At 71.8% G+C, this 22504-nt stretch carries 21 protein-coding genes; 12 read left to right on the top strand and 9 right to left on the bottom strand.

The window, feature by feature from the left end; translation table 11 throughout:
* Positions 1–65: 65 nt before the first annotated feature.
* On the top strand, positions 66–1541 hold the full coding sequence (locus tag CIB93_RS15410; RefSeq protein ID WP_096627421.1) for a UDP-N-acetylmuramoyl-L-alanyl-D-glutamate--2,6-diaminopimelate ligase: 1476 nt from the start codon (positions 66–68) through the stop codon (positions 1539–1541).
* A 210-nt stretch (positions 1542–1751) separates the two neighbouring features.
* Positions 1752–3314 carry a carboxylesterase/lipase family protein gene (locus tag CIB93_RS15415; protein ID WP_096627394.1) on the top strand — a complete coding sequence of 521 codons (1563 nt, stop codon included), beginning with the start codon at positions 1752–1754 and terminating at the stop codon, positions 3312–3314.
* On the opposite strand, the gene CIB93_RS15420 is transcribed toward CIB93_RS15415, so the two are convergent.
* Positions 3311–4177 carry a class I SAM-dependent methyltransferase gene (locus CIB93_RS15420; RefSeq protein ID WP_096627395.1) on the bottom strand — a complete coding sequence of 289 codons (867 nt, stop codon included), beginning with the start codon at positions 4175–4177 and terminating at the stop codon, positions 3311–3313. The two genes, CIB93_RS15415 and CIB93_RS15420, sit on opposite strands and share 4 nt — an antisense overlap.
* Before the next feature lie 187 nt (positions 4178–4364).
* Here CIB93_RS15420 and CIB93_RS15425 point away from each other — a divergent pair, with 187 nt between their 5' ends.
* The 3 genes from CIB93_RS15425 (at position 4365) to CIB93_RS15435 (ending at position 6122) form a co-directional block, all read left to right on the top strand.
* Complete coding sequence (locus tag CIB93_RS15425) at positions 4365–4958, top strand: TetR/AcrR family transcriptional regulator (RefSeq protein ID WP_096627396.1); 594 nt, start codon at positions 4365–4367, stop codon at positions 4956–4958.
* A gap of 195 nt (positions 4959–5153) precedes the next feature.
* Positions 5154–5564, top strand: coding sequence for a GNAT family N-acetyltransferase (locus tag CIB93_RS15430; RefSeq protein ID WP_373558757.1), 411 nt, complete (start codon positions 5154–5156; stop codon positions 5562–5564).
* 75 nt (positions 5565–5639) lie between these two features.
* Positions 5640–6122 (top strand): hypothetical protein, encoded by a 483-nt coding sequence (locus CIB93_RS15435; protein WP_143660052.1) that lies wholly within the window; start codon positions 5640–5642, stop codon positions 6120–6122.
* On the opposite strand, the gene CIB93_RS15440 is transcribed toward CIB93_RS15435, so the two are convergent.
* Positions 6071–7016, bottom strand: a protein-coding gene (locus tag CIB93_RS15440; protein WP_257002208.1) for an IS5 family transposase whose coding sequence is annotated in 2 segments (ribosomal slippage) — positions 6071–6662 and positions 6661–7016 — 948 coding nt in all. Because the reading frame shifts where the segments join, the coding sequence is not laid out codon by codon here. The genes CIB93_RS15435 and CIB93_RS15440 overlap by 52 nt on opposite strands.
* A 147-nt stretch (positions 7017–7163) precedes the next feature.
* Between CIB93_RS15440 and CIB93_RS15445 the strand changes: the two genes are divergently transcribed.
* On the top strand, positions 7164–7739 hold the full coding sequence (locus tag CIB93_RS15445; protein ID WP_257002209.1) for a hypothetical protein: 576 nt from the start codon (positions 7164–7166) through the stop codon (positions 7737–7739).
* Positions 7740–8076: 337 nt separating this feature from the next.
* On the opposite strand, the gene CIB93_RS15455 is transcribed toward CIB93_RS15445, so the two are convergent.
* Positions 8077–9114, bottom strand: coding sequence for an SCO7460 family lipoprotein (locus CIB93_RS15455; RefSeq protein WP_096627398.1), 1038 nt, complete (start codon positions 9112–9114; stop codon positions 8077–8079).
* A gap of 274 nt (positions 9115–9388) precedes the next feature.
* On the opposite strand from CIB93_RS15455, the gene CIB93_RS15460 reads away from it, so the two are divergent.
* The 3 genes from CIB93_RS15460 (at position 9389) to CIB93_RS15470 (ending at position 12592) form a co-directional block, all read left to right on the top strand.
* Positions 9389–10534: a S1 family peptidase gene (locus CIB93_RS15460; protein ID WP_179500122.1), complete on the top strand. Its 1146-nt coding sequence runs from the start codon at positions 9389–9391 to the stop codon at positions 10532–10534.
* Positions 10535–11049: 515 nt separating this feature from the next.
* Positions 11050–11673 (top strand): TetR-like C-terminal domain-containing protein, encoded by a 624-nt coding sequence (locus tag CIB93_RS15465; RefSeq protein ID WP_096627400.1) that lies wholly within the window; start codon positions 11050–11052, stop codon positions 11671–11673.
* A 46-nt stretch (positions 11674–11719) separates the two neighbouring features.
* A complete protein-coding gene (locus CIB93_RS15470) occupies positions 11720–12592 on the top strand; it encodes an alpha/beta fold hydrolase (RefSeq protein ID WP_306454819.1) in 873 nt (290 codons plus the stop codon).
* 134 nt (positions 12593–12726) lie between these two features.
* On the opposite strand, the gene CIB93_RS15475 is transcribed toward CIB93_RS15470, so the two are convergent.
* Both CIB93_RS15475 and CIB93_RS15480 read right to left on the bottom strand, forming a co-directional pair.
* A complete protein-coding gene (locus CIB93_RS15475; RefSeq protein ID WP_096627402.1) occupies positions 12727–13188 on the bottom strand; it encodes an NUDIX domain-containing protein in 462 nt (153 codons plus the stop codon).
* A 198-nt stretch (positions 13189–13386) separates the two neighbouring features.
* Positions 13387–16074: a hypothetical protein gene (locus CIB93_RS15480; RefSeq protein ID WP_096627403.1), complete on the bottom strand. Its 2688-nt coding sequence runs from the start codon at positions 16072–16074 to the stop codon at positions 13387–13389.
* 219 nt (positions 16075–16293) lie between these two features.
* On the opposite strand from CIB93_RS15480, the gene CIB93_RS15485 reads away from it, so the two are divergent.
* Positions 16294–17622 carry a transglycosylase family protein gene (locus tag CIB93_RS15485; protein ID WP_096627404.1) on the top strand — a complete coding sequence of 443 codons (1329 nt, stop codon included), beginning with the start codon at positions 16294–16296 and terminating at the stop codon, positions 17620–17622.
* A gap of 13 nt (positions 17623–17635) precedes the next feature.
* Here CIB93_RS15485 and CIB93_RS15490 read toward each other — a convergent pair whose 3' ends face one another.
* A complete protein-coding gene (locus CIB93_RS15490; RefSeq protein WP_096627424.1) occupies positions 17636–18925 on the bottom strand; it encodes a DMT family transporter in 1290 nt (429 codons plus the stop codon).
* 246 nt (positions 18926–19171) lie between these two features.
* On the opposite strand from CIB93_RS15490, the gene CIB93_RS15495 reads away from it, so the two are divergent.
* Positions 19172–19870 carry a (2Fe-2S)-binding protein gene (locus CIB93_RS15495; protein ID WP_096627405.1) on the top strand — a complete coding sequence of 233 codons (699 nt, stop codon included), beginning with the start codon at positions 19172–19174 and terminating at the stop codon, positions 19868–19870.
* Positions 19871–20023: 153 nt separating this feature from the next.
* On the opposite strand, the gene CIB93_RS15500 is transcribed toward CIB93_RS15495, so the two are convergent.
* A complete protein-coding gene (locus CIB93_RS15500) occupies positions 20024–20404 on the bottom strand; it encodes a helix-turn-helix domain-containing protein (protein WP_096627406.1) in 381 nt (126 codons plus the stop codon).
* Positions 20405–20547: 143 nt separating this feature from the next.
* On the opposite strand from CIB93_RS15500, the gene CIB93_RS15505 reads away from it, so the two are divergent.
* Positions 20548–20958, top strand: a complete 411-nt coding sequence (locus CIB93_RS15505) for a RidA family protein (RefSeq protein ID WP_096627407.1) — start codon at positions 20548–20550, stop codon at positions 20956–20958.
* Positions 20959–20963: 5 nt separating this feature from the next.
* Here the strand turns inward: CIB93_RS15505 and CIB93_RS15510 are convergent, their stop codons facing one another.
* Positions 20964–21419, bottom strand: a complete 456-nt coding sequence (locus CIB93_RS15510; RefSeq protein ID WP_096627425.1) for an ATP-binding protein — start codon at positions 21417–21419, stop codon at positions 20964–20966.
* Between the two features lie 165 nt (positions 21420–21584).
* On the bottom strand, positions 21585–22481 hold the full coding sequence (locus CIB93_RS15515) for an RNA polymerase sigma factor SigF (protein ID WP_096627408.1): 897 nt from the start codon (positions 22479–22481) through the stop codon (positions 21585–21587).
* Between the last annotated feature and the right edge of the window lie 23 nt (positions 22482–22504).

The following is a 22504-nucleotide window of genomic DNA, read 5'->3' on the forward strand; positions in this document are numbered from 1 at the left end:
CCGCCCGGGCCGCTTCCCGGCGACGGCCGCACGACCGGGGCCGCGCCGCACTCGAAGGGATCATCGTGAAGCTGAGCGACCTACTGGCCGGGCAGGACCACCATGTGCTCCAGGGAGCCCCGGAGCGCACGGACGTCACCGCCGGAACGACGTTCGACGTGGACCGGGTGACCCCCGGCTCCGTCTACGTCGCGGTACCCGGCCATGCCGCCGGCGGCCCCGAGGCCGTCGCGCCGGCGGTCGCACGCGGCGCGGTCGCCGTCCTGGTCGACGAAGAGGCACCACCCCTTCCCGCGGCCGTGGGAGACGCCTGCGCCGTACGTGTCCCCGACGCCCGCCGGGCCGCGGCGGTCGTCGCCTCCCGCTACCACGGGGAACCGGGCCGGGCGATGGACCTCATCGCCATCACCGGGACGAACGGCAAGACGTCCGTCTCGTACATGACCGAGTCGGTGCTCCGCCTCGCCGAGGGCGCACGGGTCGGCGTGATCGGCACCGCGGGGAGCCGTATCGGGGACGAGCCCATTCCGATGCCGCCCTCGGTGCTCACCACCCCGGAATCGCCCGATCTCCAGTACCTGCTGGGGTACATGCGCGACCGGTCCGCCGGCAGCGTCGTCCTGGAGGCCACGTCGATGGGCCTGTTGACGCACCGTCTGGACCGTACCTTCATCGATGTCGGCGTCTTCACCAACCTGACCCAGGACCACCTCGACGACCACGGCACCATGGAGAACTACCGGGACGCCAAACTCCGCCTCTTCCAGGGCCTGTGCCGCCGCGCCGTGATCAACGCCGACGACCCGGTGGGCGCCGGGATCCGTGACCTGATGCCCGACGCGGTGACCACGTACGCGCTGGACGGCGATGCCGACTACCGTGCCAGCGACCTCGCCGTGGACGCTTCGGGCACCCGGTTCACCCTGCACCACGACGGCCGCAAGTACCCGGCGGCGATCCCCTCGCCCGGGCGGTTCTCGGTCTCCAACGCGCTGGCGACGCTGGCCGCGTGCCACCTTCTGGGCCATGGCCTGACCGGGCTGGTGGACGCCCTGGAGCGGATGCCGCAGATCCCCGGCCGCTTCGAACGGCTCCGCACCCCTGAGGGCACCTCGGTGATCGTGGACTACGCCCACTCGCCGGACTCCCTCAGCAAGGTCCTCACCACGATCCGGGGCTTCGCCCGGGGCCGGGTGATCACCGTCTTCGGCTGCGGCGGCGACCGCGACACCACCAAGCGCGCCGAGATGGGCACCATCGCGGGCACCCACTCCGATCTGTGCGTCCTCACCTCGGACAACCCGCGCTACGAGGACCCCGAGGTGATCCTCGACCAGATCGCGCCGGGCATCGCGTCGACCGGAACGCCGTACGAGCGGCACACCGACCGCCGCCAGGCCATCGCCGCCGCTCTGGCGGAGGCGGGCCCGGACGACATCGTGCTCATCGCGGGCAAGGGCAGCGAACCGCACCAGAGTGCCGAGGGCGTGCTGCTGCCGTTCAGCGACATGGCCACCGTGCGCGAGTTGACCGGCGGATAGCCGGGGCGGGGAGCGGCCCGGGCGCCCTGCCGGACCCGCCCCGCTGTACGGAGCAGTGCCCCGCGCCTTCCGTACCGCCGGGCGATTCACACCACCGATGCGTCAATCGTGACGATCAAGGTGTTGGTGCGGCAGCCGGGTGACCTGGGAAGCTGGCCCGGCCGGGCCCGAACGCCGGGTCGGCGGGCGGAACGACAGGGAGCTGCACGGGTGGACGTCTTCACGACGGAGGCAGGGCGGGTACGGGGACGGCGTGCCGCCCGGGACCGGGGGATCGTGGCCGTACGCGGCCTCCCGTACGCGGCCCCGCCGTTCGGCGCCCTCCGGTTCCGGGAACCGCATCCGCCGGAGCCCTGGGACGGGGTACGCGACTGCACCGCGTTCGGGCCCGTGGCTCCCCAGTCGGCCGAGCTGCCCGGCGCGCCGGTCTGGTCGCCCGGTGACGAGGACATCCTCACGCTGAACATCTGGACGCCCGCCGACGGCCCCGGGGACCTCCCCGTGCTGGTCTGGATCCACGGCGGTGCGTACGTCTTCGGCTCCTCGGCCCAGCCCGACTTCGACGGCACCGCACTCGCGGCCCGGGGGCTCGTCGTCGTCACCCTCAACAGCCGTCTCGGCTTCGAGGGGTTCGGCCACGTCCCCGCCGCCGACGGCAGCGCACCCTTCCCCGACAACCGGGGACTGCTCGACCAGATCGCCGCCCTGGAATGGGTGCGCGACAACATCGCCGAGTTCGGCGGCTCGCCCGAGCGGGTCACGGTGGCCGGGCAGTCCTCGGGCGCCACATCGGCGGCCTGCCTGGCGGTGGCGGACCGGGCGCGCGGCCTGTTCCGCCGCGCCGTCCTGCACAGCGCCGTCAACGCCTGCGCGTCGGTGGAGCAGGCGGCCCGCACCACCGCCGAGGTCGCCGCCGCGGCGGGGGTCCCCGCCACCGCCGCCGGACTGCTCGCCGCCGCGCCGCGCACCCTGGTCGCCGCATCGGACCGGGTCGTCGACCGCTACCGGCAGGACCCCGGCTCGGGGCAGCGCCACTACGACCCCGCGATCTACGGCCCGGTCACCGACGGCGCCCTGCTCACCGCCGACCCGCTGGAGGCACTGGCGGCAGGGGCGGGCGGCGATGTGGAGCTGCTGGTCTGTCACACCACCGAGGAGTACTGGCTCCTGGACGCGGTCGGCAGCAGCGCGAAGGTCGCCACGGAAGGCCGACTGGCCGTTTTCGCCGCCGACTTCGGGCTCCCGTCGTCGCTGGCCGAGGGCTACCGCGACCGCCTGCCGGATGCCCCCGTGCTCGACGTCTATCTGTCCCTCTATTCCGACCTGCTGTTCGCCGAGTACAGCACTCGCCTCGCCGAGGCCCACGCCCGGGCGGGCGGCCGGGCCCACCTCGCCCGCTTCGACCGCCGCCGGGGCGGCCGGGGACAGCGCGTCCGCGCCTGGCACTGCGCGGACATCCCGTTCGCCTTCGGCAACCTCCACGAGGAGAGCGTCCACTTCCTCCTCGGCGGCCCGCCCGGCGAGGCCGACGAGGGGCTGTCACGACGCATGATGCGTGCCTGGTCGTCCTTCGCCACCCACGGCGACCCGGGTTGGGACCCCCTGGCCACGGGTGGGGAGTTGGATGCCTATGCGAATGCGGGGGTCGGGGCCGGGGCGGCGGTACAGGTGTGGCGTACGGCGGAGGAGGGGGAGGCGGGCTCGTCGGGCACGGCGGGCGATGGTTTCCGTGACCTGTGGCGCGCGGCCGGTCTCCCCCTGCTCGCACCTTAGGGGGTGCCCGCCGGGCCCGCCGGTCGCTCTGCCCTGACGAGCCACGATGTGCTGCGCAGCCGGACCGTTCCGTCCGCCGCCCCGTAGGCGCGCAGATGGTCCGTCAGGGTCCGGCGGGCGGCGTCCTGTGCCCTGGAGTCGGCCTGCCCCATCAGGTGGCGGCCGGGACCCGTCGCCAGCAGGAACTCCGCCGCGTCCTCCGCGCCCTGCCCCCATGTCCCGTACGCCTGAGCCTGGGTGATGGTGATCGCGGTGAATCCGGCTGCTGTCAGGATGTCGCGGACGCGGTCCGGGGCGGCCAACGAGAACATGCCAGGCAGTCCCGGTCGCCCGAAGCCGCCGAGGGGCAGGAAGCCGCGCAGTGACTCCATCGCCGTCACCCACTCGTTGAGCGTGGCATCGGCCGGGCAGACGAACGCCAGGCGCCCGCCCGGCCGCAGTGCCCGGGCGACATTGGCGAAGGCCGCCACGGGGTCGGCGAAGAACATCACCCCGAAACGGCTGATCGCCGCGTCGAACGTGCCTGCCTCAAAAGGGTGTGCCTGCGCGTCGCCCTGCGCGAAGGAGACGTTGGTGAAGCCTTCCCGTTCGGCGCGGGACCGAGCCTCGGCCAGCATCGGGCCGGAGAGGTCGAGGCCCAGCGCATGACCCTGGGGCGCCCGGAGCGCGGCGAGGCGCGTGGTCTGCCCGGAGCCGCAGCCGAGGTCGAGGGCATGGTGGTCCCCGGTGATGCCCGCGGCGTCGAGGAGCCGCTCGTTGAAGCCCTCGTTCACGGCGTTCCAGCGGTCCTGAGTGCGGGCCCAGTGGGCGCCCTCGGGGCCATTCCAGGCCTGCGCCTGCTGGGTGTTGACGATGACTGACACGGGTGGCCTCCGGTGTTGGGTGACTGAGAATGGGCGTGTGCCCAAACAGTATGGGCACACGCCCAAACTCGCAATCACCGCTACGGTCGAGGGGATACGCTCCTTGAGGGCGACCAAGGGCGACCAAGGGCGACCAAGGGCGACCAAGGGCGACCGGGATGACCAGGACGGAAGGGAAGAGGGGGCCATGTCTCCGCGCGGAGTGGCGACACCGGACGTACGCGAGAGACTGTTCGCGGCTGCCGAGCGCGTCGTGGAAAGGGGCGGGCCCGGCGCGCTCACCAGCCGGTCCGTCACGGCCGAGGCGGGCTGCGCCAAGGGGCTGCTGCACGCGCACTTCGCGGGGCTCGACGAGTTCGTGGCCGAGCTCTGCCTCGACCGGTTCGCACGGACGGCGGCGAAGGCGCGGGAACTGTCCGGGCTGGCCGGCCAGGGCGCGGTGGCCCGGAACCTTGAGGCCGTCACCTTCGCGCTGTTCGAATCCGGCGGTCCCGCCATCTCGGGCCTGGCCGTGACCCGCCCAGTCGCCGCGCTGCGCATCCGCGAGGCCCTGGCGGAAGGGGCCCCCGGCTTCGCGGCGATCCAGGAGGCCATCACCGGCTATCTGGAGGCCGAGCGGCGGCTCGGCCGGGTGGCGGAGGCCGTCGATCCACCCACCGTGGCCCTCGCTGTCGTCGGCACCGCCCACCACCTCCTGATGACCGGCTGGCCGGGCGCACCCGACCCGCGCGCCGCCATGACGCGCCTGGTATCCGTGCTGGTGGAGGCGCAGGTGCGGTGACCCGCGGGGCTGTCGACGCGGTCGCCCCGGTCAGCCGTCGGCAGGCGCGAGTGGGGCGTTAAGGTCGGTGCCGTGTTCGCCGCCCCTGCTCCCGTGCCCGATCCTTCCGCCCCCGCTCCTGTATCTGTTCCTGCCCCTGCCCCTGTCCCTGCCCCCGAGCGTGCACTCACGCTGCGACCGGCGACCCGAGCCGATCTGCCTGCTGTGCTCGCCCTGCTCGCTGACGAGGAGAAGACGGTGGACCCGGCCTCCGTCGTGGTCGGGGAGGTGTACGAGCGCGCCTTCGCAGCGATTGCCGCCGATCCGCGCAACGAACTCCTGGTCCTGGTCGACGACACCGTGGTGGGCTGCCTCCAGGTGACCTACATCCCCGGGCTCGGCAAAGGCGGAGCCGAGCGGGCCCTGATCGAGGCTGTGAGAATCCGCGCGGACCGGCGCGGCGGCGGACTCGGCCGCGCCCTGATGGAACGCGCGGTCGCACGGGCCCGCACGCGGGGCTGCGCGCTGGTGCAGCTGACCAGTCACAAGCAGCGCGAGGACGCGCACCGCTTCTACGGCTCGCTGGGCTTCGCGCGCAGCCATGAGGGCTTCAAGCTTCTCCTCTAGGGCGTGTCTGACAATGATCACGTTGAGGGGCTTTTCCCTGTGGAGTCGGCTGGCTGTCTGTGGGAGGGTCCTGCTGTGATCAGTCAGAATGGCGCCCAGGTCCGCGAGCTCGTACTCGCGGATGGAGTTCGCCCTGCGGACGTTGTACGTGTGCATCGCGAAGCTCTTCACGTGCTGCGCTCAGGCATTGATGCAGCCCATATTGATGCCTACAGCGATGACGTCTGGCCGCCGGAAGTCCTGGCCTCGTACGAACGTGCCTTGTCACTGGCTCGGGAGGAGGTCGTGAACGGTATCCGCTCCAGGCGCTCCGATCCCGGGATGGGGATCGATCTTGATGTCCGAGACGACGGGCACTTCAAGGTGTTGTCGGACTTGGCTCCCTACACGACCCACGCGGAAGGCTGGCTGGACGGTCGACTGGTCTTCAGTGCCGGCGACTCGGGAACGTCCCTCTGGGTGGAGCTGACGCAGGAACAGGAAGCAGCCCTTCTGTCCCGATTGGGTCAGCTGGGGATCCCATCGGGTGTGCTTACCGTCCCGGCTCCCAAGCGCTGAGCGCCTGCCGACGTGGGCGCGCGGAGCCAGAGGATCAGCGAGGCAAGGCGGAGTCCGGCCAGGTATCGGTCCGCGAGCTTGTCGAAGCGGGTTGCTATCGCGCGGAACTGCTTGAGTCGGCTGAAGCACCTCTCGACAACGTTGCGGCGCTTGTACGTTTCCGCGTCGAAGGTAGTTGGTCGCCCGCCTCGGGAGCCCCGACGGAGCCGGTTGGCCACCTGGTCAGAGCGTTCAGGGATGGTAGCGGCGATGCCACGAGGCCTGCACCAGGCGCGGATCGCCCGGGACGAGTACGCCTTGTCGGCGAGAACCCGATCCGGGCGGGTGCGTGGCCGTCCCCGCCCGGCGCGCGGGACGCGGACCATGTCCAGTACCGCCTCAAACGCGGTGGAGTCGTTGGTATTGCCGGGGGTGAGCACGAGCGACAGCGGCAGCCCGCGGCCGTCAACCGCCAAGTGAACCTTGGTGGTCAGCCCGCCCCGGGACCAGCCGAGGGCCTGCCGTGCCGCCGAGCGTTCCGAATCTCCCAGTTTGCCCCCGTCGCCGTCCCCTTTTGCGGGCGCCTGCCGCATGTTGATGGGCGCGGTTGATCGTGGAGTCTACCGACACCGTCCACTCCACCGTGCCCACCGCGTCATCACGTACCTGGACGTGCTCCAGCAGCTTCGCCCAGGTCCCGTCCGCATCCCAGCGGGCGAACCGCACGTAGATCGTTTGCCATGGTCCATACCGTTCCGGCAGATCGCGCCACGGCGCACCCGTCCGCAGTCGCCACAGCACCCCGTTGATCACCTGCCGGTGATCCCGCCACGGGCGGCCGCACCCGTCCGAACCCGGAAGCAGCGGCTCTATCCGCTCCCACGCCGCATCCGTCAGCTCACCTCGACCTGTCACAAGATCAATTATCAGACACGCCTAGGCCCAACGCCCTTCAGTCGAGGGCGAGGCCGGGGCCGGGAGGGGCCGTACTCCCCCGTGCGGGGGAGGTGGATCATCACGCGGTACGACGTGCCGGGCCCGGCGGTGCGAGAGGTTCGGGTCGTGACGACAGATCCCGCCCCGCTCGAATCCCGCATGCCGCCGCCGGCCCGGCCGCCGGTCCCGCCGCCCCCACGCTGGGCGGTGCGTGCCGCCCATGTCGCCGCCTGGTCGACCGTCCCCTCCGGGCTGTGGCGCGTCGCGCTCGTGCTCGGGGTGCCGGTCGGGGTGATGGAGCGAGAGGAGATCCTCGCCGCATTCCCCGACGACTCCCCGCTGATCGCCCTGGCTTACGTGCTGCTGATCGGTGCGGTCGCCGAGGTCGCGTCGTACCTCACGCTGGGCCTGGTGCGGCCCTGGGGGGAGGTGGTGCCGCGCTGGATTCCGTTCCTCGGAGGGCGCCCGGTCGAGCGCAGGCTCGCGGTCCTCGCCGCTTCGCTGGGAGCCCTCGCGGTCACCGTCCTGTGGTGGGTCCTCTTCTTCGGCGGGCTGCTGACCTCCCCCAGCCCGGACCCGGGCATCTCGGCCGGCGAAGTCCTCTTCGTCGCCGCCTACGCCCCACTCCTGCTGTGGGGCCCGCTCCTGGCGGCGGTGACCTGGTCGTACCACCGAAGGCACACGGCTCGTGCGAGGTTGTGATCGAACTCGGTTTCCATCCCTGTGTGGGGGCGATGGAACCTGCTGAGACGCTGGGTTGACATGCGACCAACTCGCCGACGATCAATGGGAGTTCATCGAGCGACGCCTGTCGACAGGTCGGTACGGTCCGTTACCCCGGGCGGCGGGGAACCAGTTCGAAGGGGTGATCTGGCGGCTTCGGTCCAGGGCTCAGTCGCGGGAGACGCCCGGTGGGTTCGGTCCCTGGCCGACGGCCAAACGACAGGCTGCCGACAGCCCGCAGTTGGTTCCCGTGCTTGAGAAGGTGCGCATCCTTCTGCCCGTCGGCCGTCTGACTGATCAGCACCTCACACAGGACCTAAGGGAGGCCCGGCGGCAGCCGCAGTGCGCCCGTGCCCTCGCGTACATCGTGCACGATGCGGCCCTTCCCCACCGGATTGCCGTGTTCGTCCGTGGTCACCAGCACCGCGTCGTCGCTGTTGACGCACCGCCCGCGCGCGTCCGGCCCGGGGCAGAACAGCACGTAGCCGGTCTGCCGGTCGACGCGGCCCGGTTCGAGCCGCCAGATCCACTGGTAGTCGGCCATGACCACCCGGGGGTAGGTGGCGCGCAGTTGCTCCTTCACCGCGTTCTGGACGGTGTCGCCGAACTTCTGCCGCTCCCGGAACGGGCGGACGATCCGGGCGTTGCCCGTCGTGTCGACCCGGCCCCCCTCGATGTCGTAACTGACAGAGAAATAGGTGTGCTTGGTGAGCGAGGCCAAGAGCTCCGACCGGGTCAGCCGGAGCGCCGTCGGCCAGGAGTCCTCGCCCTTCTCACGCCGCTCGGCGACCTCGGGGGAGACCACCTGGACGAACGTGGCCTTCGCCCTGCCGAGCTCGCTGTCGGCCCCGCTCGCCGTGACCCAGCGCTGGACGCAGTCCCCGATCTCGCGGAGCCGCTTCGCGACGGTGGCGTTCGTCAGCTCGGCGACCACGTGGGGCGGGGTGCCGGTCGGGCCCAGGGCGATGACCTCGTAACCACAGGCGTCGAAAGCGCCCTTGAGCGTGCGGTACTCCTCGGCCTGCGTGCGCCCGCGCTGCACCGCGTCCGCCAGGACCCCCGCGCACCCCTCGCGGTCGCAGGTGCCCGCGTCCGCGTCGATCCGGAGCCGAACCGCGGCATCCCGGTCGTCGGTCACCGCGAACGACACCTCGGAACCGCCCGAACCGGGGAAGAGCGTGCGCGCCCCGATCGCCTTGAGCTGCCCGGGGAAGTGCTTCTCGGCCAGCTTCTCCGCCTCCCGGCGGTCGTCCTCGGTGCTGACCACCCCGCACGCGCCGAGCAGGACGACCAGTGAACCCGCGAGCGCGCCGGTGAGTGCGGCTCGCCACGTTCCGCGGTGCGATCCGGCCATGGTCTGCTCCTCGGGCTGGTCCTGTCCGGTGTTCCTGTGACAGTAGGGCCAGTGTTGGCGTGCGGGATGAGTACGCCTACTCAAACCCCGGTGCGCAGAGCGCCTCGTGCCCTCCGGGATGCCTCCCGTTATTGGCATGGACCTGACTGTGGAACTCCGCTACAGTCCGGGAACGGCACATCTGAGAGCGCTCTCAACGGCACGATCGGATCGCGCTCCCGGACGCCTCCCGTTCCACCCCCACGTCGTTGGAACAACAGGAAGGGTCACTCCCTTGAGACACGCAACCGTGCTGCGGACCGGTCTGTCCGCACTCCTGCTCCTCGGTGCCTGGACCGCCGCGGGCCCGTCGACCGCCTCCGCCGCCCCCGTCGACTCCGCCAACCCGCCCGCCTCCGCGGCCCTGCTGTCGGCGATGCAGCGCGACCTCGGTCTCACCGAGGCCCAGGCCCGTACGAGGCTCGCCGACGAGAAGGCCGCCACCGCCCTGGAACCGAAGGCGCAGCGTGCTGCGGGCTCCGCCTTCGGTGGCTCCTGGCTCGACGCGAAGACGGGTCGGCTGACCATCGCCGTCACCGACGCCGAGAAGGCCGAAGCCGTACGGGCGACCGGCGCCGACGCCCGGCTCGTCGAGCACTCGGCCAAGCGGCTCGACGCGGCGAAAGCGCGCATCGACGCCTTGAAGGCCCCCTCCGGTGTGAGCAGCTGGCACGTCGACCCGGCGACCAGTCGCGTCGTCGTGAACGTCGTCGCCGCCGAACAGGCTGACAACGATGTCCGCGCCTTTGTCGCCAAGGCCCGCAAGGCCGGGCCGGTGACCGTCAGGACGACCGCCGAGGCTCCGCAGACCTTCGCCGCCGGAACGGTCGGAGGCGACCCGTACTACACCGGCAACGTCCGCTGCTCCATCGGCTTCTCCGTGCACGGCGGCTTCGTCACCGCCGGGCACTGCGGGGGCGTCGGCCAGCAGGTCCGCGGCTGGGACAACTCGTACATCGGCAACTTCCAGGGCTCGTCCTTCCCCGGCAACGACTACGCCTGGGTGAACGTCGGCAGCGGCTGGTGGACCGTCCCCGTCGTCCTCGGCTGGGGGACCGTCCCCGACCAGCTCGTCCGCGGCTCGAACGAGGCCCCCGTCGGCGCCTCGATCTGCCGTTCCGGCTCCACCACGCGCTGGCACTGCGGCCGGGTCCTGGCCAAGAACGAGACCGTCAACTACAGCCAGGGCGCCGTGCATCAGATGACCAAGACGAGCGTCTGCGCCCAGGGCGGCGACTCCGGCGGCTCGTTCATCAGCGGAGACCAGGCCCAGGGCGTCACCTCCGGCGGATGGGGCAACTGCACCAGCGGCGGTGAGACCTGGTACCAGCCCATCAACGAGATCCTCAACCGGTACGGGCTGACGCTGCACACCGCGTGATCCGGGGGAGCCGTGCCGCCGCACTCCCCGGCGGCACGGCTCCCGCCGGCGCACCGAGACCGTACGTGAGCGGTCCCGTCGGCGGGCGGGCCCGCTTCCGTGCGCCGGGCGACGCTCACGGTTGCCGCCCGTCAGTGCCCGTCGATGCCAGTCACACCGGTCGAGGCCGGTCGAGGCCGGTCGAAGGTCCGACGGGTCCCGTCAAGGCCTGTCGCCCCAAAGCCTCTTGCCCAGGAGGGAGAGTTCCCCTCCCCTCGCCTTCTTCGTATCGCGGCTGAGCTCAGCACGTCCCGGGGTCACCCGCTCTACGGGTTCGACGTCTACCGGAGCTGATCGCACCGGGGTCCGTGAAGTCTGCCGTGCCGACTCACGCCCCCTGTCGGTGCGGCGCGTGAGCCCGTGGCGGTCACGGAACGTCCGTGGCCACCACGGGCTTTTCGCATGCCGTCCGCGCTCGCCCTATGTATCCTAGGTAATTGCCTAGAGACTCTAGGAAGTAGTGGGTGGAGGCATCGATGGCTCGCGCAGGGCTCACGGCCGACCGTGTGGTGGCGGCCGCCGCCGATCTGGCCGACTCCATCGGGTTCGACAAGGTCACGGTCACGGCACTGGCGCGGGGCTTCGGGGTCAAGGACGCCAGCCTCTACTCGCATGTGTCGGGCCTTCAGGACCTGCGCACCCGGGTAGCGCTGCTGGCCGCCGGAGAGTTCGCCGACCGGCTGAGCGAGGCGGTGGCCGGGCGCGCGGGTCGCGACGCGCTCGTCGGATTCGCGCACGCGTACCGGACGTTCGCGCTGGAGCACCCCGGGCGGTATCAGGCGACCCAGATGAAGATCGACCCCGCCGTCGCCCAGGAGTCCAGCGCCTTCCGCCGGACGGTCGACACCACCTACGCCATGATGCGCGCCTACCGGCTGACCGAGCCCGATCTCACCGACGCCGTGCGGATGCTGCGCAGCACCCTGCACGGCTTCAGCGACCTGGAGGCGGACGGCGCGTTCCGGGCCGACCGTGACGTCGAGGCGTCTTGGGAGCGGACGTTGGGCGCGTTGGACCTGGTGCTGAAGAACTGGCCCGCAGGGCCGGAAAGCGATTCGAAGAAGGGGGACGGCCATGAGGACAGGCATGCCGACGAGTAGCGGAACCATAGACCCAACCACGGACCGAGCCACAGACCTAACCGCTGTGCGTACCGGACGGCTGGATGTGCCCGGTGCGACGCTGCACTACGAGGTGCGCGGCTGCGGGCCGCTGTTGGTGATGATGCCGGGCGGAAGCGCCGATGCCGGAATCTACGACGCGCTCGCGGTGGGTCTGGCGGACCGGTGGACGGTGGCCACGTTCGATCCGCGCGGATACTCCCGCAGTACGCTCCACGGGCCCGTCACCGACCAACTGCCCCGGACGCACAGTGAGGACATCGCACGCCTCGTCGAGCTGCTGTCCCCGGACGGCGCTCCGGTGGCCGTGTTCGGTTCCAGCTCCAGTGCGGTCGTCGCGCTGGACCTGCTGTCGAGTCGCCCCGGCCTGCTGAGCCGGGTCGTGGCGCACGAGCCCCCGCTGGTGGAACTGCTGCCGGACCCGGCCGCCGGCCGCGCGCTCTTCGCCGCCGTACGGGAGTCCTTCCGGAGGGACGGGGTGGAAGCCGCCATGGCGACGATGGCCGCGGGTTTGGCTCCGGACGACGACTCGGAGCAGCAGAGGGGGGACGGCGCGGACGACGACCACCGGTCGGCCGATGCCGGAAAGAGCGACGGCCCGTCCCCGGAGGAGGCGGCCACCTTCCGGCGGATGGTGGCCAACCTGCCTGTCTTCCTGGAACACGTGCTCTGCCCGTTCAGCGGGTACGTCCCCGATCTCGCAGCGCTCCGTGCCGCCGCACCGAAGCTCGTCGTCGGCGTCGGACGGGACTCCCGGGCGATGCTGCCCGCCGTCGCCGCGGAGCGGCTGGCCCGGCGGGTCGGGAGCGGGACGGTGGACTTCCCCGGGAGCCATATCGGGCTCACGGAGGACCCGGTGGCCTTCGGCGCCCGGCTGCGGGAGGCCCTGCTCGGCTGACGCCGAGGCCGGAGATCGCGGCCGGCCACCAGCGGTTGACGTGGCCTTCGGCGCGGCGGGCGGCGGCGAGGCCTGGCGGCGGCAGGGTGGGGAGGGGGCAGCGCTGCGGCGGTTCGTGGCGTGTGTGTCCGGTGTCAGCCCGGTGTGGCCCAGTGCGGGTCCACCCGGCCGAGCCACGCGTCCTGGCTGTCGGCGAGCGGCCGAGCCAGGGGCAGCGGCACGAACCGGCAGGCGAACCGCATCCCCGCGTCGTCGCCCTCGCCCCGGACCCGGTGCTCCCACGCCGACGGGCCGTCTGCGGGGGCGTCGAGCAGGAGGAACGTGGTCAGCCGGGGCTGCCCGGTCACGGGGTGCGCCCGCCCGTCCACCGCGATGCGCCGCACGACGCGGGCGCCGGCAAGCCCGGTCTCCTCGGCGACCTCACGCAGGACGGCCTGCTCCGGAACCTCGCCCGGTCCGACGCCGCCCGCGGGCACCTGGGTGCCCGCCTCGGGGAAGTCGGCATGGTCGAACACCAGGAGGGCGGGGAAGGGGTGACGACGTATCACGTACGCCGCGACTCGGATACGGGGCGGAGGAGCGGGAACAGCGGGCATGAGCGCATCCTCGCGCATCTTGGGGCGGGGGCGGGGGCGGAGCGGACCGGCGGGGACGGGGCAGAGAGACGGGGAGAGCATGCGGCGGTTCACCAGGAGGAGCCGGAGGAGCCGGAGGGGCATGAGGGGCTGGAGGGTAGGACGGGCGACGGGAGTGTGACGCGGCTCGTCGCGCGGTGCGGCCCGGCGGGCCTCGGCTCAGCGGCGGCCGCCGGACCCGCCCCCGCTCGTGCCGGAGCCACTGGTGGGGGAGACCGCGCAGCCGGTGCAGGGGCCCGTGCCCTGCCGTAAGTACCGGTACTGGTTCGCCAGATCGACCGCGAGTGCCGGTGACGCGTCCTCGGCGGGGACACCGATCCCGAACCGCCCGTAGAAGATCAGCAGGCTCGCGTCGGCCCGGCGGACCGCCGCCGCGGTGCGCTCGTAGGCCACCGCGCTCAGACGGCGGACGTCGATGCGCACGAGTCGGCCGCCGTCGGGCGGGGGTTGGCCGATTCCTTCGCCCCACCGGTGGAAGACCGTCTTTACCGGGCCGTCCTCCACCAGCCCGGCGAGGTACTCCCTGACCAGCTGTACGGCCTGGTTGTCGCCCAGGTCCAGGGTGTCGAAGGTCCGGGTGATCGCGAGGGAGGCGAGCTCGGCGAACCGGTCGGTCCGCTCCTCCCGCTCCGCGCGCCGCTGCTGGCTCTCGTCGAGCTGCCCGAGCCGTTCGTCGAGGTCGTCGGCGTCCGGGGTCGGGGCGGGCTGTGGGGCCGGTTCGTCGGCATCCAGCGTCCCGGCCTGGAAGCGTCCGGCCTGCCGGGCGGTGTCCAGCGCAGCCCGGTTCACGGGCTCTCCGGGGGGTGAGGGAGCGATCCTGTGCGCGGCGAGAATCACGTCCCGTACCCGGGCGGCCGCCCGGGGGTGTGCCACGACCTGCTGGTGGATCTCCCTGTACGCGGCCGCCGCGCCCTCGGCGTGCTCCCGGCGCTGCACTTCGAGCGCGTATCGCTCGTCCACCGGCCGCGTCCAGGTGCCCTCGGAGACCGGAGCCAGGACGACGAGGAAGATCAGGGCGACCATGATGCCGACGTTGATCCCGGAGAGGGACCGCTGCACGAAGTTGGTGGTGAGGCCCAGCGGCAGCCGGGAGGCGCCGAAGCGCGCCGGGCGCAGCCTTCGTCGGACCCGCGCGACGAGATCCGGCCGGAGCAGGAGGACGTAACTGCCGATGGCGAGCACGGTGTAGGCCGCCATCCAGTACAGCCAGTGCACCTCGGTCAGTTCCTGGACCTTCTCCACCAGCTCCAGCGCCACGGTGACCTGGGCCGGTTCGAAAGACAGGACGTTGGCCAGCCAGACCATGAACAGGGTAAGAACCAGGCCGAGTTGTGCGGACAGTACGACGTCGGCCGCGGCCTGCACCGTGCGCCGTGGTGAGTCCGTCAGCTTCCGCCAGCCGCGCCAGGAGAGCCAGATGGCGAGCGGGAAGAAGAGTCCGGCGGCCGGCGCGACGGTCAGGGCGCCGCCGGAGACAAGCTGCTCGCAGGCGAGCGCGAACAGGAAGACCCCTGGCACATGCGTAAGGTGACGCACCACCGGACGCTCCGACCTTACGCACCGCCGTACCGCGAGCAGCAGGGCCCAGCCGCCGAAGAAGAGCAGCACCGCGAGGGGAACCAGCCGGGAGGGGAAGGCGCGGAACAGGACGAGGAGCAGCGCCACGGGCGGGACGACGGTGCACAGGGCGAGGGCGGCCGCGGCGAAGTACCTGCGATGCCGGAACCAGCGGATCACGGCTTCGACGAGTATCTCGCCCCCGACCTTCCGCGCGGCCATGAGGCCCGCGACGACGAGCAAGCCGGCCAACACCCCGGCGACCAGGCCGGCAGTCGCCCTGCCGACGGCGAGGAGTGCGGACCCCGGCCCGTCGATCTCCTCCCCGGTGCCGAGGTGCCAGGCCGCCCACGCGCCCACCCCGAAGGCGAGGTACCGGGCCAGGAGGTCGGGCGCCTCGTCATCGGGGTCGGCGGAGGCCGGAGTGGTCGGAGCCGGTGGGGCCGGGGCGGGTGCCGCCCGTTGCCGGAGTTGGTGCAGCTGACGGGCGAGGTCGAGGAAGATCTCCAGATTGGGTATCCGGTACCGGAACCGAACGAAGTGCGTCGGGAAGTCACTGCCACGGGAGGAGACCATGAGGAAGCCCTCGGGCGAGAGGGAGAGTGAGTCGACGTCCTCCCAGGTCGTGAAGTCGTCCCGGCCGTGCCTGCGCCGCACGGTCAGCCCGTCCTGGGTCAACACAAGGTCGCCGAAAGCGACTTCGCCGCCGCTGAGAGCCGATTCGACGGCCGCGGCCAGCTGCGCTTCCTCGACGCCCCGGCGGATCGCCGAATCCCACGCCTCCTCCTGCGGGAGCTGGGCGCCCCTGATCACCGTACGGGTGCGCACGCCCCGGATCCCGGCCCCGCCGATCGCGGGGCCGCGGTGCGCGGGGCCGAGCGTGGCGACGATCCCCTCGGCGTTGCACAGCTTGTAGCGATCCGCGCCGTCCGTGAATACGGTGGTCGACCGCCAGGGGTAGACCGCTTCCCGGCCGTTGGCCGCGACCGCGACGAAGCCCCTCTCGTAGCGGCGGAACTCCACCCTCGTGTGGCGCCGGAGCCACAGCACCCGCACGGCGAACGGCCCCAGCAAGGCCAGCCCGCCGAGCACTCCGGGCAGGGTGACCCCGTCCCGGTCGAACAGCGCGCCGACGAGGACCGCCAGAAGGTAGGCGAGGGCCGAGAAGGGAGTCAGGATCAGCAGGAGCAACGCGTACGCGGAGGGCTTCCTGCGCACCGGGCGGTAGGTACGGCGATGAGATCCCAGCTCCGGGTGGTCCAGGTGCTCCGCGTCGTTGTCTGCGCCCATGAACTCATCCGTCCCAGGAAGTTGTCCGAACAACACCGCTTGAGCAAAGGTCAGTTGATGTTGCCGCGCGGCACGGTAGCACTCTCCTTCATGCTCAGATGAATTCAGGCCACGCGCCGTCGGAGGGTGGCCGAGTGTCACCTTTTGCTTGTGATCAGTCACGGCGCGGACCTACGTTGCCCCTTGCGACGTGTCCCAAATACCGTGGGGGAGTCAGGTATGGCCGCGAACGGACGGCACCGCAGGTATCAGCCCAGCCGGATCAACCGTGTCTCGCTCACGGTGACCGCGAGCGGTGCCGGCATCGCGCTCCCTCTCGTCACCGCAGCCTCGGCGGGGGCCGCTTCCGGCGAGGTCTGGGAGAAGGTCGCCGCCTGTGAGTCCAGCGGCAATTGGGCCATCAACACGGGCAACGGTTATTACGGCGGGCTTCAGTTCAGCGGGTCCACCTGGGCGGCCTTCGGTGGCACGCAGTACGCGCCGCGCGCCGACCTCGCCACCCGCGACGAGCAGATCGCCGTCGCCGAGCGGGTGTTGGAGGGCCAGGGGCCCGGTGCCTGGCCGACCTGTTCGGTGCGCGCGGGGCTCACCCGGGGCGGTGACGCGCCGGCGACCACTCCGCGCACCGACCCGCAGAGCGCGGGGAACAGGCCCGTCCAGGCGGCGGTTCCGCAGAGCGCCCCGCCGCGGCAGCAGCCGCAGGCCCGCCCCGCCGCGGCGACGCCGACCCATGTGCCGGGCAAGCGTGACGCCTACACCGTGGCGAGCGGCGACTCGCTCTCCACGATCGCCTCGGCCCAGCGCGTGCGCGGCGGCTGGCAGGGCCTCTACGCGGCCAACCGTACGGTCGTCGGCGACAATCCCGACCTGATCTTCCCCGGGCAGCGGCTGTCCCTCGACCCGAGCCGCGTGTCCAAGCCGGTCGACCGACGAGGCCCCGTCCCGAGCGCGCCGAGGACGGACAAAGCCGAGCCGAAGAAGACCGAACGGGACGGGGCCGCACCGAAGAAGCAGGCGCCGAAGCAGGAAACCCCCGAGCAGGAAGCGAGGAAGGAAGCCCCGAAGCGGCAGGCGCCCGAGCAGGCCGAGCAGAAGAAGGCCGCCCCCAAGAAGGAGCAGCCCGCTCCGGAGCGGGCCGTGAAGCACTCCGGCCTCAGCGCCCCGGTGGCCGCCGGAACCGGCACCCCCTACCGTCAGGCCGGCTCCTGGTCCAGCGGCTACCACACCGGCGTCGACTTCCCCGTGCCCACCGGTACGTCGGTGAAGTCCGTGGCCCCGGGCCGGGTCGTCTCGGCCGGCTGGGCCGGAGCGTACGGCTACGAGGTCGTCGTCCGGCACGACGACGGCAAGTACAGCCAGTACGCGCATCTCTCCGCGGTCCATGTGCGCGCGGGGCAGTCGGTCTCCGGGGGGCAGCGGATCGCCCGTTCCGGTTCGACGGGCAACAGCACGGGCCCGCACCTGCACTTCGAGGTCAGGACGGGCCCCGGTTACGGATCCGACATCGACCCGCTCGCATATCTGCGGGCAGGCGGGGTGAGGGTCTGAGCGTTCCGCCGGGCTATCTGCGAGCGGGTGGCATCAGGGTCTGAACCGTCCGCTCGGAGCGCCGCCCCCGCCCGGCCCGGCGCCGCTGTTCGCCCAGTGCCCCCGCCCCGCCGAACTCCAGACCCGGCACGGCCCGCCCCGGTGGCAGCGCCAGCGACGACGTGTGCGGCACGGGGGCCCGCCCCGAGGGCTCCGGCACGCCCGGCAGCAAGGGCAACGCCCCGTCGGGCGTCAGCGCTCCGGAATCGGCGCCCGGCACCGTAACCCCCTCCAGGGCAACACCACCCGGAGCAGCACCCTCCGGAACGACATCATCCGGAACAGTGGCCTCAGTAGCGGTGCTGCCAGGAGCAGTGCCGTCAGGAACATCGACGCCAGGAACAGTGCCCGCCGGGACCGTGCCCAGCAGCCCACTCTCCGCCGCCGCGCCCACCGCCCCCGCCCCCGCACGGACCGTCAGCCGCTCTCTGGCGCGCTCCGCGCTCAGCCGCTCCCGCGTCAGCAGAACCAGGCCGGCCGCCGCCAGCGCTCCGCAGGAGAGGGCGAGGGCCATGCCCGGCCACCCGCCGCGGAAGTGCTCGCCGAACAAGGTGATCCCGACCGCTGCGGCCACAACAGGGTTGACGACGGTCACCGTCGCGAGCGGGGCCGTGAGCCCCGCGCCCCGGTAGGCCGCCTGCGACAGCAGCAGGCCTGCCGCCGCGAGTACGGCGATCACCAGCAGCGTAGGCAGTCCCGAGCGGACCGAGCCGGAAGTCCACTCCATGGCCACGGTCTTGGTGAACACCGAGGCCATACCGAACGCCGCCCCCGCACCCGTGGCCAGGACGATGCTCCGCAGGACCGGGCGGCGCAGCGCGTGGGCGAGTACGAAGATCGCGCCGACGCCCCCGAAGGTCACCGTCGCCAGCAGGAACTGCTCGGCCCCGTTCAGCGTGTGCGGCGCGGCCTCCCCCGTGAGAGCCAGCAGTCCGCAGAGACCGGCCGTCGCCATCAGCGCACCGCGCCAGGCCGTTGCCCCGGCCCGGCGCCCGACGAACAGGGCGGCCATCGGGAGGGCGAAGACGATCGTCAGCGCGCCCAGCGGCTGGACCAGGCTGAGCGGACCGTAGGCCAGGGCCACCACGTGCAGGACCGCGCCGATCCCGTTGAGCAGCACGGCGACCCACCAGACGCGGTTGCGGAGCAGGGCGTACGAGGAGTTGTCACCGGTCGCCGCCACGCGCTCCTGGATGATCGCTCCGGCCGCGTAGGCGACCGCGGAGATCAGTGACAGCAGCACGGACAGCGCAAGGGAGCTCATGTACACCACGATGTCCCGTCCGGGGCCCCGCGTCGTCGTCCTTGAGACGGCAATTCGACGTACTGCCCCAGTAGTACGCCCGTCGCACCGACGTCCTCCTTTCGACGGTAGTCCTACTGCCCCCGGCCGTCAGAAGTTCCGCGTCGGCGGATACGGTGAGCGGCGAGGCGGGCACAGCCGGTCTCCGACGGACGACGTCATGGGAACGGCCGCCCCCACCGGCCGAGGGCCGAGGAGGAACACGGCATGGACCTGGCACTCCTGGCATCGGTCGGGGGATTCTTCGCCCTGCGGACGACCCCGGTGCCGGACGGCGCGCACCGCCCGTTGGCACAGGTGTACGGGGGAGAGGCCGGCCCCCTGGCCGCGCGTGTCGACCGGGTCGCCGCCCGCCTCGCGGCCCCCGAGCGGCGGGTCGCCGCCTCCATCGCCCATCTCGGTCTCGCCGCGCGGCTCTGGTCCCTCGCGCTGGGCCCGGCCGCGCTGTTCGGGCGGATTCCCGCACTGACACCCGACGCACTCCATTGGGACCCGCTCGCCACCTCGCCGGACGATCTGTGGCTGGCGGAAGCGGTGGAACTGCCCGGTACGGCGGCCCGGGTTCGCGAGGAGGTCCAGTACGGGCATCTGGTGCCGCTGGCGGAAGCGTTCCGGCGCGACGGGAACATCTCCCCGCAGCTGCTGTGGGGCAACGCGGGCTCCGCGCTCGCCGGGGCCGTGCGCGAACTGGTCTCCTTCGCCCGCGTCCAGGACCGGCCGGACGTCGCCGCGCGGGCCCGCGCGCTGGCGGCGGAACTCTTCGACGACCCCGATCTGCGGGCCACCGGATCTCCGCACGGCCCGGCGTTCCGGCGGCGCAGCTGCTGTCTGTACTGGCGCTGTCCGGGCGGCGGGCTGTGCGGGGACTGCGTGTTCGACAAGGCGCCGGGCTCAGCGGGACAGTAGCTCAGCAGGAGAACAGCTCCGCGGGGACACAGCTCGGCGGGGAGACAACTCCCGCGGGGAACAGCTCCGCGAAGAAACAGCGCCGCATAGAAACAACTCCGCGGGAAAGCGGTGGCCCCGTGAGGGTGGCCCCGTGAGCGTCGCCCCCGCCCCTCAGGCGTCGAAGTCGCGGCGGGAGGCCTCGATGTGGCCGAGGTGCTCGTGGGTCCAGTCGCACATGACATGGACCGTCCGGCGCAGCCCCTGCCCCGGACCGGTGAGCGTGTACTCGACCCGGGGCGGCACGGTCGGATGCACGCACCGTTCGACCAGGCCGTTGCGCTCCAGCATCCGCAGGTTCTGGGTGAGCATCTTGTGGCTGATGCCCTCGACCTCGCCGCGCAGCTCGCCGAAGCGCAGCGTGCCTTCGCCCAGCGCCTCGATGATCAGGAGGGCCCACTTGTTGGCGACGTCGGAGAAGATCTCCCGCGCCAGCGAGTCCGCCCGCCGCAGATCCGCGTCCTCCGGCGAGTTGCTGAACTGCTTGGTCACCATGAGGTTCCCCTGTCACCGAAAAGTGCGTTCTTCCATGTCAGCGGCCACTCTCCTACGGTTCCTGAGTAACCACAAGTGACCGGGAACGGCCCGGTCCGGTGGCAGCCGGGGCCCCACGGGTTCCGGACGAGGAGGCGGACAGCATGGCCATCACCCTGGTGAACCCGAGTGGACTGCCGGAGGTCGGCGCCTACCGGCAGGTGTCGGTCGCGACCGGATCGAGGCTGGTCTTCGTCGCCGGGCAGGTCGCCTGCGACGCCGACGGGACCACCGTCGGTCCGGGCGACCTCGCCGCGCAGGTCGAGAGGTGCTACCTCAACGTCGCCACGGCCCTCGCCGCGGTGGGCGGGTCCTTCGCCGACGTGGCGAAGCTGACCGTGTACGTCGTGGACTGGACACCCGACAAGATGCCCCTGTTCCTGGAGGGCGTGGCCCGGGCCGCCGCGGAGCTGGGGGCCACGCCCGTACCGCCCGGCACACTGGTGGGTGTCGCGGCGCTCGACATCCCTGAGCACCTGGTCGAGGTCGAGGCCACCGCAGTGCTCGACGCCTGACGGGCTCAGGTGCTGAGCTGGAACTCCGCCCGGATCCGCTTGCCGACCGGCACCCGCTCCGCCGTGAGCCGGTCGCACAGCGCCACGACGATCTCCATGCCGTGACCGCCCAGTCGGGCCGGGTCGCGGGCGTACAGCACGGGCATCGCGGTGCTGCTGTCGTAGACGGTGACGCTGATGAGCTGCGCGTTGCCCTCCAGCTCCAGGAGGTAGGGGCCGTGGCTGTAGCGGTCGGCGTTGGTGACGAGTTCGCTCACGGCCAGCATGAGGTCGCTGCGCGTGTGCGCGCCGATCGTGGCGAGGCACTCCACCGCGAGCCTCGTCAGGAAGCGGTCGGCGAGCGCCCGGGCCAGCGCGATACAGCCCGGCTGGCCGTCGAAGACCTCGGCGCTGAGCAGTACCTCGGCGGACCGCAGCCCCTGACCCGGGTCTTCCGGTGGGGAGATGACCTGTTCGTTCATGTGCTCCAGCCAGGGCGCCGCAGTGAGGTCGCAGACCTTTTCCGCCATGCGTCTACCCGTGGCGAAGAATCCCACTCCAGGGGATCCGGGGTGATCCTACGCACGTCCGGGCAGCCGCACCACGGTCGGGGAGAACTCACCGGTCCAGCCCCTCCCGTGGCCTGTTCAGGCCTCGATGCTCATCCCCTTGCGCAGCCGCTGGACGATCCGGGTGAGCAGCCGCGACACATGCATCTGGGACACACCCAGCTCCGCGCCGATCTGCGACTGCGTCATCTCCGCACCGAACCGCATCTGCACGATCCGGCGCTCCCGGTCGTCGAGCTGTTCCAGCAGCGGCGCCAGGGTGTGCAGGTTCTCGACCGACTCGATCGCCGGGTCGGTCTCGCCGAGGACGTCCGCGTAGGCCTGCTGCTCCTGGCCGGAGTCGCTGTCCGCGGACGGGGTGTCGAGCGAGCCCGCCGAGTAGCCGTTGGCGGCCACGAGCCCCTCGATGATCTCCTCCTCGGGGAGGTCGAGGTGCTCGGCCAGCTCCTTGACCGTGGGGTCGCGGTCGAGCTCCGCGGAGAGCTGCTCCTTCGCCTTGGCGAGGTCCACCCGCAGCTCCTGGAGCCGCCGCGGCACATGGACGGACCAGGTGGTGTCCCGGAAGAAGCGCTTGATCTCGCCGACGATGTACGGGACGGCGAAGGTGGCGAACTCGACCTCGCGGGCCAGGTCGAACCGGTCGATCGCCTTGATCAGCCCGATCGTGCCGACCTGGATGATGTCCTCGGTGTCGTCGCCGCCCCGGTTGCGGAACCGGGACGCGGCGAAGCGCACCAGCGAGAGGTTCATCTCGATCAGGGTGTTGCGCGCGTACTGGTGCTCGTGCGTGCCCTCCTCCAGTACCTGGAGGCGGTCGAAGAAGATCTTCGACAGGGCCCGCGCGTCCTGCGGGGCGATCTTTCCGGCGTCCTCGACCCAGGGCAGCTCTCCGGCGACGTCGGCTGTCCGCGCTCCGGTCCGGTCGTCGCTCAGTGGCGCCGTCGTTCCGGTGGCTCGCGCTGACATGGCCGTCATGGTGTCGCCCTCCCTGCTGTCCG

Source organism: Streptomyces sp. WZ.A104 (genome assembly GCF_002382885.1).
Lineage (GTDB): Bacteria > Actinomycetota > Actinomycetes > Streptomycetales > Streptomycetaceae > Streptomyces.

Bases quoted from the DNA above. Each gene is read 5' to 3' on its own strand.
- CIB93_RS15455 (WP_096627398.1), bottom strand. From the start codon at position 9,114: ATGGCCGGATCGCACCGCGGAACGTGGCGAGCCGCACTCACCGGCGCG.
- CIB93_RS15485 (WP_096627404.1), top strand. From the start codon at position 16,294: ATGGCCGCGAACGGACGGCACCGCAGGTATCAGCCCAGCCGGATCAAC.
- CIB93_RS15475 (WP_096627402.1), bottom strand. From the start codon at position 13,188: ATGCCCGCTGTTCCCGCTCCTCCGCCCCGTATCCGAGTCGCGGCGTAC.
- CIB93_RS15425 (WP_096627396.1), top strand. From the start codon at position 4,365: ATGTCTCCGCGCGGAGTGGCGACACCGGACGTACGCGAGAGACTGTTC.
- CIB93_RS15515 (WP_096627408.1), bottom strand. From the start codon at position 22,481: ATGACGGCCATGTCAGCGCGAGCCACCGGAACGACGGCGCCACTGAGC.
- CIB93_RS15465 (WP_096627400.1), top strand. From the start codon at position 11,050: ATGGCTCGCGCAGGGCTCACGGCCGACCGTGTGGTGGCGGCCGCCGCC.
- CIB93_RS15490 (WP_096627424.1), bottom strand. From the start codon at position 18,925: ATGAGCTCCCTTGCGCTGTCCGTGCTGCTGTCACTGATCTCCGCGGTC.
- CIB93_RS15495 (WP_096627405.1), top strand. From the start codon at position 19,172: ATGGACCTGGCACTCCTGGCATCGGTCGGGGGATTCTTCGCCCTGCGG.
- CIB93_RS15500 (WP_096627406.1), bottom strand. From the start codon at position 20,404: ATGGTGACCAAGCAGTTCAGCAACTCGCCGGAGGACGCGGATCTGCGG.
- CIB93_RS15505 (WP_096627407.1), top strand. From the start codon at position 20,548: ATGGCCATCACCCTGGTGAACCCGAGTGGACTGCCGGAGGTCGGCGCC.
- CIB93_RS15480 (WP_096627403.1), bottom strand. From the start codon at position 16,074: ATGGGCGCAGACAACGACGCGGAGCACCTGGACCACCCGGAGCTGGGA.
- CIB93_RS15510 (WP_096627425.1), bottom strand. From the start codon at position 21,419: ATGAACGAACAGGTCATCTCCCCACCGGAAGACCCGGGTCAGGGGCTG.